The sequence below is a fragment of the Streptosporangium sandarakinum genome (genome assembly GCF_050942225.1).
Taxonomy (GTDB): domain Bacteria; phylum Actinomycetota; class Actinomycetes; order Streptosporangiales; family Streptosporangiaceae; genus Streptosporangium; species Streptosporangium nondiastaticum.
In genome coordinates, this window is the sequence record NZ_CP192034.1 from 4,650,380 (window position 1) to 4,663,578 (window position 13,199).

Here is a 13,199-nt window from a genome sequence, read left to right on the forward strand (position 1 = left end):
CGGCGGTCCTTCCCTCGCCGCCCTCACCCGGCCACGGGCTGGGGCACGGCCGCGTCCTCGGCCGCCGTCTCGGTTCCGGCCGAGGCGGGGGCCGCGTCCGGGCGCCGCCGCGGCGGAAGGCGAGTGCCGAGACGACCGCCAGGACGGTGAAGACGGCCGCCCCGAGCCAGGCGACGGTGGTCAGCCCGCCGGTGAAGGCGGTGCGGGCGCCCTCCAGCAGCTCGGCGCCCGCCGCGGCGGGCAGCCGGCCGGCCGCGGCCACCGCGCCGGCGACGCTCTCCCCGCGGCGTCCGCGGCGCCGGCGGGGATTCCGCCCGGTAGGGCCTCGGCCAGCCGGTCGCGGTAGACGAACGCCGCCAGGCTGCCCAGGGTGGCCACCCCCAGGGCCACGCCGAACTCGCCGCTGGCCTCCGAGAGCGCGGCCGCCGCGCCGGCCTTCTGGGGCGGCGCGGCGCCCAGCATCAGGTTCATCGTCATCGGCATGGGCAGCGCCACGCCGCCGGAGGCCAGGATGAGGCCCGCCACCAGCAGCGTCAGCCCGCCCGTGCCGGAGATCTGGGTGTGCAGCGCCAGCCCGCACGCCGCCACGGCCAGCCCGGCCGCCATCACGTACGCCGGGCGGATCCGGCGGGCCAGCACCGGCGCCAGCAGGGAACCGGCGATCATCGCGATGTTCTGCGGCACCAGCCACAACCCCGCCGCGAACGGCGACAGCCCCTCGACGGCCTGCAGGTAGGTGGTCGACATCAGCGTCACCCCGGCCATGACGATCCCGGCCAGCAGCATGACGCCCAGCGCCGTGCTGAAGGAGCGGCTGGACAGCAGCCGCAGGTCCAGCAGCGGGTCGGTCAGGCGGCGCTGGCGGCGGACGAACAGCACGGTGAAGACCGCCCCGGTGGCGACGGCCGCGGCGGGCAGCGGCTGCCAGCCGCCGCGGGCCACCTCCTTGAGGCCGTAGATGACCGGCAGGATCGCCGCCAGCGACAGCACGACGCTGACCAGGTCCACCCGGCCGGCGCCGGGGACGCGGTACTCGGGCAGCAGGCGGGGACCCGCGGCCAGCAGCAGCGCCATCACCGGGACGGCGGGCAGGAACACCGAGCCCCACCAGAAGTGCTGCAGCATCAGCCCGCCGGCCAGCGGGCCCAGGGCCATGCCGCCCATGAAGCAGCTGAACCACACGCTGACCGCCAGCTGCATCTGGCGCGGATCGGTGAACATGTTCCTGATCAGCGCCATGGTGGAGGGCATCATCGTCGCGCCGGAGACGCCCAGCAGCGCGCGGGCGGCGATCAGCATGGCCGGGGTGGTGGAGAAGGCGGCCAGCAACGCGGCGGCGGCGAAGACGGCCGCGCCGATCAGCAGCAGCCTGCGGCGGCCGATCCGGTCGCCGAGCGTGCCCATCGTGACCAGGAACCCGGCGAGCATGAACGAGTAGATGTCCAGGATCCACAGCTGCTGGGTGGCGTCGGCCCCCAGCTCGGCGCTCAGGTGCGGCAGCGCCAGGTACAGGATGCTGACGTCCAGCGACAGCAGCAGCGTGGGCAGGGCCAGTACGGCCAGCGCGGTCCACTCCCGGCGCGTGGCGCGGGCGCCGGGAGTGGGGCGGAAGGTGGTGGTCATCGCCTCATCCTTGGGGGGAGTCCGTGTCGTCGGGAGAAAATCCGTGCCGGCCGGCGGGGGCGTGCCCCGCGGCCACCCCGGCGGGTCCGTACGGCGGCCGTCCGGCCGCCCCGTCCTTCCGGGGTACCTTCACCCTCTTACCGAAAACTTTTTTTGTCAAGACCGTCATAGTTGTCGGTACTCGCCGGAGGCGGCTTCGAGGCGATCGGCCCGGCCACCGGCTTTCACCCGCGGCGCGCACTCCCCCCTTCCACCGGCGGATGACGTCGGCTTCCAGGCCGCCACGAACTTTCCGCCGGTGGACGACGCCGGCTTCGGGGCCTCCACGAAAGCAGGGCGGTCCATCCCGCGAGCGGACGCCTCCGGCGGGGCCTCGGGGTGAACCGCGGTGCGTCCGGCCTATAGAATGCGACATGAATGTCGCAACTTCGACGGAAGTGTTGTAAATGGCGGTAACCCGCGAACAGATCGTCACCAGGGCGATCGAGCATCTGAACCAGGCGCCGGCCGCCTCGATGGCCGAGATCGCCCAGGCCGCGGGGGTTCATCGCGCGACCCTGCACCGGCACTTCGCCACCCGCGAAGAGCTGATCGTCGCGCTGGGCTGGCGAGCGCACGAGGCCTGGCAACGGGTTCACGACGAGATCGGCCTCGACGCGGCGCTCAGGACCGGCGAGCGCGTGGAGGAGGCCCTCCACGCGCTGCTCGCCGCCCATATCGAGGTGGCCGAGGAGCACGGCTTCGCGCTCACCGAGCATCTCGTCGGGATCAACCCCGAGCTGGTGCGGCGGGCCGAGGAACTGGAGGCGCGTGAGATCGAGTTGATCGAGGCCTGCCAGCGTGCCGGCGTCCTGCGGGCCGATCTTCCGCCCAGATGGGTGAGCAACACCGTGTACGGCCTGCTCGTGGCCGTCCGCGAAAGCCTGCGGCGCGGCGACGTCGCCCGGCGCGACACGTCCCGCCTGCTTCTCGAAACCTTTCTCCGGGGAACGTCATGACACACACCGCGGCCAAGCCGTACACCAGACGCTGGGCGGCGCTGGCCGTCCTGTCGGCCAGCCTGCTGCTGGTCGTGATGGACATGACCATCCTCAACGTGGCACTGCCGGAGATGTCGGCCGAGCTGAAGCCGGGCGCGGTGGAGCTGCTGTGGATGGTCGACATCTACTCCCTGGTCGTGGCGGGCCTGCTGGTGACCGTCAGCGCGCTGGGCGACCGCTGGGGACGCAAACGCATGCTCGTCTCCGGCTTCGCCGTGTTCGGCCTGGCCTCCGTCGCCGTGTTGTGGGCCGACCGCCCGGCCGAGGTGATCGCGGTGCGGGCGCTGCTCGGCATCGGCGGTGCGATGATCATGCCGTCCACCCTGTCGATGATCCGCAGCCTGTTCACCGACGGCCGCGAGCGGGCCACCGCGCTGGGGATCTGGGCGGCGATGGCGGCCGTGGGCGGCGCGCTCGGCCCGATCACGGGCGGGCTGCTGCTGGAGGCCTTCAGCTGGCACGCCGCCTTCCTGGTGAACGTGCCGGTGATGGCCGTCGCCATCGTCGCCGGGCTGTTCCTGCTGCCCGAGTCGCGCAACCCCGCGCCAGGCCGCTGGGACGCGTTGGGGACGGTGCTGTCGGTGGTCGGCATGGTCGCCTTCGTCTACGCCATCAAGCATCTGGCCACCGAGGGGCCTGTCGCCGCGACCATCGGCGCCGCGGCCCTCGCCGCGATCACTTTGGTCTGGTTCGTACGGCGATGCCTGCGTCGCCAGGACCCCCTGCTGGAGGTCAGGCTCTTCCGCAGCGGCGCCTTCACCTCCGGCACCCTGGCCGCCCTCACCACCTCGATCGCCATGGCGGGCATGATGCTGCTCATGGTCCAGTGGATGCAGCTGGTCCAGGGCTACTCCCCGCTGCAGACGGGTCTGGCCATGCTCCCCATGGCCGCCGGCTCCGCGGTGCTCTCGCCGCTGGCCCCGGCCATGGCCGCGCGGATCGGCGCGCGCACGGTGCTGGCCGGCGGACTGGCGATCGCCGCGCTCGGCTTCCTGGTGCTCTGGATCGCCCCGACGACCTACCCGTGGGTGGCCGTCTCCGTGCTGCTGATCGGCGCGGGGATGGGCTCGCTCGCCATCGCCTCGGCGGTGATCATGTCGGGCGCCCCGGAGGAGAAGGCGGGCAGCGCGGCCGCCATCGAGGAGACCTCCTACGAGGTCGGCGGCACCCTCGGCGTCGCGGTCCTGGGCAGCCTGGCCGCCGTCCTCTACCGGGCCGGGCTGCCCGAGAGCGCCACCCCCGCGGTCCGGGAGTCTCTCGGCGGCGCGCTGGCGGTGGCCCGCGAGCTCGGCTCCTCCGACCTGGCGGTCCAGGCCACGCGCGCCTTCACCGAATCGCTGGAGATCACCAGCCTGTACGGCGGAGTCCTCATGCTGGTGGCGGCGGCGGCCGTCTGGCGGCTGACCCCCGCCCGGCTGGACCTGGCCTCGGCGCATCACTGAGCCGGGCGCTCAGGTCGCGGGCCCCCGGTGAGCGCGCCACCGGGGGCCGCGCCCCGCCGCGCGGTGGGCGCCGGTACGGGCCGCCGGGCGGGTGCCCGGCGGCCCGTGCCGTCGTCATGGGGCCGTCAGTTGATCGTCCATCGCTGGAGGGCGGATCCGGAGTTCGCCTGCTGGGTGACCAGCGAGCCGTCCGTGGTGAGCAGCAATCCGCTCTTGGCGGATGCGAGGGTGTGGGTGCCGTCGGCCTGGCGGGTGACCACCCAGTGCTGGTTGACGCCTCCCGTGCAGGTCCACAGGATCACTTTGGCGCCCGCGGCGGTGGAGCCCGCCTCGACGTCGGCGCACAGCCCCGACTCGACACCGGTGAGGGTGTAGGAGCCGTCGGCCTGCTTCGTGAAGTTCCAGTTCTGGTTGGGGCCACCGGTGGGGCTCCAGGTGGTGAGCCGGGTGCCGGGGGTCGTGCTGTGGTCGGGCACATCGAGTGCCTCGCCGCCGGTGACCAGGGTGTGAACGCCGTTGAGGTCGGCGGGCGCCGTCCCGGCCGGGGTGATGGTCAGGGTCTGTTCGGCGGCCGTACGGGATCCGCCGACGCCGCTGCCGCTGACGTCGGTCCAGGCGCGGACCGGGGTGGTCTCGGCCGGCCGTCCCGAGGCGGCCGACAGGCCGATCACCAGACCGCTGTAGCGGTTGACCAGCCGGTAGGTGCCCGTGGGGGCGCCGTTGGAGGCGGAGGTGCCGGCGATGACGAACCACTGCTGGCCGACGGTGGGCCCACCGCCGCCGGCCGCGGTGACGGTGGGCGCGGTGCCCCAGGCGCGGCCCGAGGCCGAGGCGGAGGTGACGCCCAGGAGCCGGCCGGTGGCGGCGTTGGTGATGCGGTAGGAGCCGTCACCGTTGCCGGTGAAGGACCACGCCTCCAGGGCCGAGCCCGTCGCGGCGGCGAGGGAGGTGGTGGCGGAGCCGCCGGAGACCTGGGCCAGGACGCGGCCGTTCCCGGCGGCGATGCGGTACGTCCTGGCGGGGTCGAACGGCGCCGGCGCCGGCGCGGACGAACCGATGGAGACGTTGACGTACTCCGCCGAGGAGCCGCCGGAGCAGCCGAAGGAGCAGTAGGAGCGGAAGTTCTTGCCGACGATGGTGGATCCGGTCCTGTTGACGCCGTCGAGGAACCAGCGATACCAGGAGGCGTTGTGGTGGCCGCCGGTGTCGCCGATCAGCGTCCATTTCTGCGTGGCGAGGTTGTCGGTGGCGTAGAACTGCTGCGGCGCGTTCCCGGACTGGTCGACCGCCTGCGGCTCACCGATGTACAGCCCCAGATAGGCGTTGTAGGTGACGTCCATGACGAACAGGGGCGAGGTCGGCGGCGTCTTGCCGGCCGCGACCTGCTGGTCGGTGGTGCCGGTGTTCGCCGGGTCGTACTCCTTCGCCGTGGGCGTGTAGCCGGTGGGGTTCGCCGAGGTCACCGGCACCATGTTGCTTTCCCTGCCCTGCACGCCGGGCTGTGACCACGCGCCGCCGTACCACTTCTGCCACGAGCCGGTCGCCATCTTCCCCGAGATGGGGGCGCGGGCCACGTGGCTGTGGAACGCCTTCCAGCCGCCGTTCTTGTCCACGATGCGGGAGCCGTAGTAGACGTAGAAGTAGCCCGAGGCGGCGTCGACGAACAGTCGCGGGTCGCCGTCACCGTAGTGGTACGTCTGGTTGGGGAAAGCCGCGGCGTCCCCCCGCTTCGTGCTGTACGGCGAGGTGATGGCGTGGCCCTTGATGGTCCACGTCCTGCCCCGGTCCTTCGACACGGCGTAGTCGATCGAGTCGTAGTGGAGGCCGTCGCCGAAGGGCTGCGGGGTGAACTCGTTGTGCACCAGCCCGTACCAGTCACCGGTGTCCGGATCGACCCACACGCCGGCGAGGTCGCAGAAGTTGCGCTGGGAGTAGCCCGAGCCGCTGGGCGGGTCGGTGGACTCCAGGCCGGTGGGGCTGTTGTTGCAGCGCCAGGTGGTGTCGTTGTTCCTGTCGTTGGGGTTGCCCGGGTTCACCGCGTCGCTGATCGCGCCGGAGCGGGTGGCGGAGTCGAAGTCGGCGCCGGTGTAGAAGGTCCACGCCCGGCCCTGGGTGGCTCCGTAGAGGGCATGGGCCTGCTGGTAGTAGTAGGCGCCGTCCTTGTCGATGTAGCCGGCGGCCGGGGTGTCGTCCGGATGGGTCCAGGGGCCCTTCGAGGTCACGGTGACCGTGTAGGAGGCGCCGGGCACCTCCGCGGAGGCCGGTGTCGCCACCGTGCCTCCGGCCGCGACCAGGGCCGCGGTGGTCAGGGCGCAGGCGAGCGCCGCGTGGGGGGTACGCATGCCGTGTTCCTTAGTTTCAGGACGGTGTCCGGCGCGGCTGAGCCGGGCACCGTGCCGATGACGTGGGGGAGGTGGTTCGGGGCCTGTGGGCACGCCGCACGACCAGGCAGGAGGCGACCGCGCGGCCGACGCGGACGGGTGCCGGGCTCGCCTTCGCGCGAGAGGCGGGCGGCGTGGGTCTCTGTTCGGTGCATGACATGACCGTTCATCGGCGGCACCGGTGCCGCGCGAAATGTGGTCGGTACCCGTTCGAGCTCTGCGGGATGGCTCGACTATGGCAGAGAATGTTATCGATGCCAAGACACTTCCGGCCCCGGACGCGGATGCCGCGGCGCGAAGCCGCGGCACCCACGTGCCGACCGCTCGTCGACGTGCGTTCCATGCCCGACGGGAGCGGCCCGACGGCGAGGGCGTCACACGCCGCTTGACGAGCCCCTCGGAGGCTTCTCATCACGGGATCCGCCCGGCGGGGCGGTGCTGGCGCGCACGACCAGGGCCGGTTCGACGGCGGCGGGCTCGGGCGCGGCGTCCGGATCGTTGAGGTGGCGCACCAGATGGTGGACGGCGAGGGCGCCCATGTCGGCGAACGGCTGGGCCACGGTCGTCAGCGGGGGCGAACAGTACGAGGCCAGCGCGATGTCGTCGACGCCGACCACGGAGATGTCGTCGGGCACGCGCCTGCCGAGTTCGTGCAGCGCGCGGACGACGCCGAACGCCATCTCGTCGCTGGCCACGAAGACCGCGGTGACGTCGGGGATCCTGCCCAGGATGAGGCCGTTGCGGTACCCGGACTCGGGCGACCAGTCCCCTTCCAGCTCGGGCGGGACGACCCTGCCCTCCGCCTCCAGGGTGTCGCGCCATCCCCGCGTACGGCTGGCCGCCTCAAGCCACTCCCCCGGCCCGGCGACGTGCCAGACGGTCTCGTGCCCCAGGTCGAGGAGGTGCCGGGTCGCCAGCCGCGCGGCCAGCGACTGGTCGACGGCCACGACCTCGGTGGCCGGGGTGCGCGACCCGTCGATCGTGACGGTGGGCACCGACCGGGTGAGCTGCTCGATCCGCCTGCTCACGTGCATGAGCGGGACGGCGAGGATCACCCCGTCCACGCCCTGGTCGGTCAGCCGCGACAGGGCGTCCTCGATGGCGGAGGTGTCGAGGCAGTCCGTGGTGGCGGCCGAGACCGAGTAGCCGGCTTCCTGGGCGGCGCTCTCGATGCCGTACATGAGGGTGACGCGCGAGTAGAAGACGGTCCGCAGCATCACCACGCCGATGCTGCGGCTACGGCCGGACGACAGCACCCGGGCGGCGTTGTTCTTGCGGTATCCGAGCTGGTCGACGGCCGCGAGGACCTTCGCCCGCGTGCTCTCCTGCACGCTGGGGTGGCCGGAAAGGGTCCTCGACACGGTCTGGGGGGAGACCCCCGCCACCCGGGCGACGTCGGCCATCGCGGGCGGCCGCACGGCGTCGCCGCCCGCGCTTCGCATCTCCATGAGTCCCTTTCGCCGTCCTCTTCGCGAGCCATGATACCGCGCTATCACTCATCACCGCAGTTGCCACCGTGTTGACGGTCCCCCGGGAATTGCCTATTGGCATCGATAACATGTTGTGCCATAGTCGCGGCACATCAGTGCGAGCGCCGCACCGAGGCCGGGCGGTGGTACGTCGCCTGCGCCTCGTGACGGGCCGCGGGAGAGCAGGGTCCCGCTCTCCGCTCGTGAAAGGAAAGACCATGAAGAAGCCGATGACGCGCACGGTCACGATGACGGGGGCGCTCGCGCTCGGACTCGTCCTCGCGGGCTGCTCGGACACCGGGCCGGGTGCCACCGGGGCGACCGGCGGGGGCGGCAAGGCCACGGTGACGTTCTGGGGCTGGGCGCCGGGGTACGAGGACGCCGTCAAGGCGTTCAACGACGGTCACCCCGACATTCAGGTCACCTACCAGCAGGTACAGCCCGGCGCCAAGGGCGGCTACCAGAAGCTGCTGAACGCGGTCCAGGCGGGCAACGCACCGTGCCTGGCCCAGCTCGGCTACGAGACCCTGCCGAGCTTCGCCGCCCAGGGCGCCCTTCAGGACGTCGCCCGGTACGCGACGGCCGCCGAGGACGAGTTCCAGCAGGCGGCCTGGAAGGCCGTCTCGCTCGGCGACGCCGTCTACGGCGCCCCCGTCGACACCGGCCCCATGGCCCTGTTCTACAACAAGGAGCTGTTCGACTCGCTCGGGCTCAAGCCTCCCGCCACCTGGGAGGAGTACAGGACCGCCGCCGAGAAGATCCACGCCTCCGGCCCGGACAGGTACATCTCCTCGCCGTACATGGACTACGACTACGCGGGTCTGGCCTGGCAGGCCGGCGCCGGCTGGTTCGGCGTCGACGGCGACTCCTGGAAGGTCACCCTGAACTCCGAGGCCAACAAGAAGGTCGCGGACTACTGGCAGGGCCTGATCGGCAAAGGCCTGATCAGTGGCGCCCCGATGTACGACCAGGCCTGGTACGGCGGGCTCGGCGACGGCGGCATCGCCACCGTCGTCGGCGCCGTCTGGCAGGCCGGCGTCATCAAGAGCGGCGCGAAGGACGGCTCCGGCAAGTGGGCCGTTGCGCCGATGCCGCAGTGGAGCGCCGGCGAGGCCAAGGCCGGCAACGCGGGCGGATCGTCCACCGCCGTCCTCAAGGGCTGCAAGACACCCGAGGCGGCCTGGAAATTCGCACACTGGATGAGCACGGACCGTGATGCCTACGGAACCCTCGTCGACAAGGCCGCGCTCTACCCGGCGGCGAAGGCGCTGCTCGATCTGCCGCAGCTCACCGCCGACGACCCCTACTTCGGCGGGCAGAAGATCTACAAGGTGTTCGCCGAGGAGTCCGCGAAGGTCGACACCGGCTGGACATGGGGTCCGATCATGACCAAGACCACCGCCGACCTGAACGACGGGCTCGGCAGGGCGTGGGCGGGCAAGGGCACCATCACCGACGCGCTGCGGACCGCGCAGGAGAAGACGGTGGCGGAGCTGAACGGCCAGGGCCTGAAGGTCTCCGAGTGACCCATGCGACAGGAAGATCTCCCGACCGGGTCGTACGAGGAGGAGAGCCGGTGACCGGCCTCACCACGGTGACGGCCGCCGCACCCGGACCGCGCGCCGTACCGCGGCATGGCGAAGGGAGCGACGCTCCGCCGAGGTGGCGCACACCGCTGCTGTTCTGCGGCCCGTTCGCGGTGCTCTTCCTGGCCATGTACGTCGCACCGATCGTCTACGCGGCCGTCAGCAGCCTGTTCGCCGTCCGCCGGTCGGGACTCGGGCTGGCGCCGCCGGTGAAGGTGTTCGACCCGCTCGGCAACTACGTCCAGGCCCTCGGCGACAACGCCTTCGTCGCCTCCCTGGGCCGGGTCGCGCTCTTCGGCGTCGTGCAGGTGCCGGTGATGCTCGCCCTGGCCCTCGGGCTGGCGCTGCTGATCGACTCCAGGTCCGCGCGGGGCAAGGGCCTCTTCCGGCTCGCCGGCTTCCTGCCGTACGCGGTCCCGGGCGTGAGCGCGGCGCTGGTCTGGTCGTTCATGTACTCACCGCAGTCGAGCCCGGTCAACCACCTCCTGCGGCCGCTCGGCCTCGGGATCCCGTTCTTCGACGACGGCACCGTCCTGTGGTCGGTGGCGAACATCGTCACCTGGAGCTGGACCGGCTACAACATGCTCATCATCTACGCCGCGCTGCAGTCGATCCCCGCCGAGGTACTGGAGGCCGCGAGGATGGACGGCGCCTCGGCGCTCCGGATCGCCTGGAACATCAAGATCCCGGCGGTGCGCGGCGCCATCGTCCTGACCGCGGTCTTCTCCATCATCGGATCGGCCCAGCTGTTCAACGAGCCGACCGTGCTGCAGCCCATCTCCGGCGGCGCGGTCCCCTCGACGTTCACCCCCATCATGTCCGCCCAGGCGGCCGTCGCCGCCGGGAACTACCCGTACGCGGCGGCCCAGTCGGTGATCCTGGCGGTGCTCGTCGGCGCCGTGTCGCTGGCGTTCTTCACGCTGACCGGCCGGAGGGCGAAGGCATGAACGCGGTCATCGCCAAGCCGCGCCGGCTGCGGCCCCGCCGCGAGACCACCCCGCTGAGCCGCACCGTCGTGACGCTGCTCCTGACACTGTCCACCCTCTATTTCCTCTTCCCGCTGTGGTGGCTGCTGGTCTCCGCCACCAAACCGTTCGGAAAGCAGTTCAGCGGCGACGGCCTGTGGTTCGACGGCTTCGGGCTGTTCGACAACCTCGCCAGGCTCACGGCGCAGGGCGACGGCATCTTCTGGCGGTGGATGCTCAACAGCATCGTCTACTGCGGGGTCGGCGCCATGGTGGGCACCGTGCTGTCCGCCCTGGCCGGGTACACGATCGCCAAGTACGAGTTCCGCGGCCGCGGTGTCCTCTTCGGGAGCGTGCTCGCCGCCGTGCTGGTGCCGAAGATCCTGTTCACCCTGCCGCTCTACCTGATGTTCTCCGGCATCCATCTGATCAACACCCCGATCGCCGTGCTGCTGCCCAGTGTCGTCAGCCCGTTCGGCGTGTACCTCTCCCGCGTCTTCGCCGCGCAGTCCGTACCGGACGAGGTGATCGAGGCGGGCCGCCTCGACGGGGCGGGCGAGTTCCGGATCTTCCGCACGCTCGCCGTGCGGATGATGCTCCCCGCCCTGGTGACCATCTTCCTGTTCCAGTTCGTCGAAATCTGGAACAACTACCTCCTGCCTGCCATGGTGCTCGGAGATGACCACCTGCAGCCGGTCACCGTCGGGCTGGTCGGCTGGAACGCAAGCCATGTGGCGGTACCGCCGCCGCTGGTAATCATCGGATCGCTGGTGTCGATCGTCCCGCTGCTGGTAGCCTTCCTCGCGCTGCAGCGGTTCTGGCGCGCCGGCATGACGGCGGGAGCCTTCAAGTGACACTCACGACAGCGGCGGAACACAGAAACCGGGCCGCGGCGATCCTGTCGTACCCCCACGGTGAACTCCTGCGCGACGGCCGCCCGCACCGCATCCTCGCGGGATCACTGCACTATTTCCGGGTCCATCCCGGCCAGTGGGCGGACCGGCTGGAGCGCGTCGCGGCCATGGGGCTGAACACGATCGACACCTACGTCCCCTGGAACTTCCACGAAAGCAGACGAGGGCGGCGCCGCTTCGACGGCTGGCACGACGTCGAGCGGTTCGTCGGGCTCGCCCAGGACACCGGCCTCGACGTGATCGTCCGGCCCGGCCCCTACATCTGTGCGGAGTGGGACAACGGCGGCCTGCCGGCCTGGCTGACCGGCACCCCGGGCATGCGGCTGCGCTCCTCCCACCGCCCCTTCCTCGACGAGGTGGCACGCTGGTTCGACGAACTCGTCCCGCGGATCGCCGCGCTCCAGGCGTCCCGTGGCGGGCCGGTCGTCGCGGTGCAGGTCGAGAACGAGTACGGCAGCTACGGAGACGACCACGCCTACATGCGGTGGGTCCGTGACGCGCTCGTCGAACGGGGCGTCACCGAGCTGCTGTACACCGCTGACGGCCCCACCGAGCTGATGCTCGACGGCGGAACCCTGACCGATGAGCTCGCGGCCGTGACGTTCGGCTCCCGGGCGGCCCAGGCCGCCGAACTGCTGCGTTCACGCCGCGCCGGAGAGCCGTTCGTCTGCGCGGAGTACTGGAACGGCTGGTTCGACCACTGGGGCGAGAAACACCACATCCGCTCGGTCGCGAGCGCGGCGGAGACACTCACCGGCATCCTCGAGGCCGGCGGCTCGGTCAGCATCTACATGGTCCACGGCGGCACCAACTTCGGCCTCTGGGCCGGCGCCAACCACGACGGCGACACCATCCAGCCGACCGTGACCAGCTACGACTCCGACGCTCCGATCGCCGAACACGGATCGCTCACCCCGAAATTCTTCGCACTCCGCGACCGGCTGCGCGCCGTGACCGGCGCTCCGGACCGCCCCCTGCCCGCCGATCCGCCGCTGCTCGCCCCCCGCACACTCCAGGTCACCCACGTCGCCGGCCTGCTCGGCGCCCTGGGCGCGGTGTCCGAGGCCGTGGCCTCCCCGCACCCGCTCAGCTTCGAGGAACTGGGGCAGTCCTCCGGCCTGGTGCTCTACCGCGCGCACCCACGCCTCCCCCGGGGAACCACCAGGCTGACGGTCTCCGGGCTGCACGATCGCGCCCAGGTCTTCATCGACGGCCGACCGGCCGGTGTGCTCGACCGGGACACGGCCTCGCTCACCCTCGACGGCGCGGGCGAGGAGGCGCGGCTCGAACTGCTGGTCGAGAACCAGGGACGCATCAACTACGGACCGCTGCTCGGCCAGGGCAAGGGCGTCCTCGGTGGCGTCCGGATCGAACGCCGTCTGGTGCACGGCTGGACGATGCACCCCCTGCCGCTCGCCGAGTGGACCGGTGACGACCTCGCCCGCGCGGCCTCCGCCGCGGCTCCCCGGGGCTCGGCCGGATTCGCGACCGCACGCCTGTGCGCGGACGAGCCGAGGGACGCGTTCCTCGCCTTCCCCGGCTTCGGCAAGGGCTTCGTCTGGATCAACGACGTTCTGCTCGGCCGCTACTGGGAGGTCGGCCCGCAGATGACGCTCTACCTGCCCGCCCCTTTCCTGGTGCGGGGAGAGAACACCATCACCGTGCTGGAGCTCGAACGTCTGGGGAATCGGATCGAACTTCGCGACAAGCCCGACCTCGGGCCGGCCGAGGAGTACGTCGAAACGCTGTCCTGAGCACCGGCACCCGTCGAACACTCCG

8 protein-coding genes and 1 pseudogene are annotated in these 13,199 nt (G+C 71.5%); 6 read left to right on the forward strand and 3 right to left on the reverse strand.

The window, feature by feature from the left end:
• Positions 1 to 109 precede the first annotated feature (109 nt).
• Positions 110 to 1,623 (reverse strand): annotated as a pseudogene (locus tag ACQP10_RS21925) (MFS transporter); the annotation flags it as partial.
• Positions 1,624 to 2,069: 446 nt separating this feature from the next.
• On the opposite strand from ACQP10_RS21925, the gene ACQP10_RS21930 reads away from it, so the two are divergent.
• Both ACQP10_RS21930 and ACQP10_RS21935 read left to right on the forward strand, forming a co-directional pair.
• A complete protein-coding gene (locus tag ACQP10_RS21930) occupies positions 2,070 to 2,621 on the forward strand; it encodes a TetR/AcrR family transcriptional regulator (protein ID WP_346022235.1) in 552 nt (183 codons plus the stop codon).
• Positions 2,618 to 4,105 (forward strand): MFS transporter, encoded by a 1,488-nt coding sequence (locus ACQP10_RS21935; RefSeq protein WP_346022236.1) that lies wholly within the window; start codon positions 2,618 to 2,620, stop codon positions 4,103 to 4,105. The genes ACQP10_RS21930 and ACQP10_RS21935 overlap by 4 nt, the downstream gene beginning before the upstream one ends.
• A 125-nt stretch (positions 4,106 to 4,230) precedes the next feature.
• Here the strand turns inward: ACQP10_RS21935 and ACQP10_RS21940 are convergent, their stop codons facing one another.
• Together ACQP10_RS21940 and ACQP10_RS21945 are read right to left on the reverse strand one after the other, a co-directional pair.
• Positions 4,231 to 6,447, reverse strand: a complete 2,217-nt coding sequence (locus ACQP10_RS21940; RefSeq protein ID WP_346022237.1) for an RICIN domain-containing protein — start codon at positions 6,445 to 6,447, stop codon at positions 4,231 to 4,233.
• Between the two features lie 413 nt (positions 6,448 to 6,860).
• Positions 6,861 to 7,934: a LacI family DNA-binding transcriptional regulator gene (locus ACQP10_RS21945; protein WP_346022238.1), complete on the reverse strand. Its 1,074-nt coding sequence runs from the start codon at positions 7,932 to 7,934 to the stop codon at positions 6,861 to 6,863.
• Positions 7,935 to 8,173: 239 nt separating this feature from the next.
• Here ACQP10_RS21945 and ACQP10_RS21950 point away from each other — a divergent pair, with 239 nt between their 5' ends.
• From ACQP10_RS21950 to ACQP10_RS21965, 4 genes are read left to right on the forward strand one after another with little or no spacing between them, the layout of a single operon-like run.
• Positions 8,174 to 9,481, forward strand: coding sequence for an ABC transporter substrate-binding protein (locus ACQP10_RS21950; RefSeq protein ID WP_346022239.1), 1,308 nt, complete (start codon positions 8,174 to 8,176; stop codon positions 9,479 to 9,481).
• 50 nt (positions 9,482 to 9,531) lie between these two features.
• Complete coding sequence (locus ACQP10_RS21955; protein ID WP_346022240.1) at positions 9,532 to 10,488, forward strand: carbohydrate ABC transporter permease; 957 nt, start codon at positions 9,532 to 9,534, stop codon at positions 10,486 to 10,488.
• A complete protein-coding gene (locus ACQP10_RS21960; protein ID WP_346022241.1) occupies positions 10,485 to 11,360 on the forward strand; it encodes a carbohydrate ABC transporter permease in 876 nt (291 codons plus the stop codon). Before ACQP10_RS21955 ends, ACQP10_RS21960 begins: the two co-directional genes overlap by 4 nt.
• Positions 11,357 to 13,174, forward strand: coding sequence for a glycoside hydrolase family 35 protein (locus ACQP10_RS21965; protein ID WP_346022242.1), 1,818 nt, complete (start codon positions 11,357 to 11,359; stop codon positions 13,172 to 13,174). Before ACQP10_RS21960 ends, ACQP10_RS21965 begins: the two co-directional genes overlap by 4 nt.
• Positions 13,175 to 13,199: the final 25 nt, after the last annotated feature.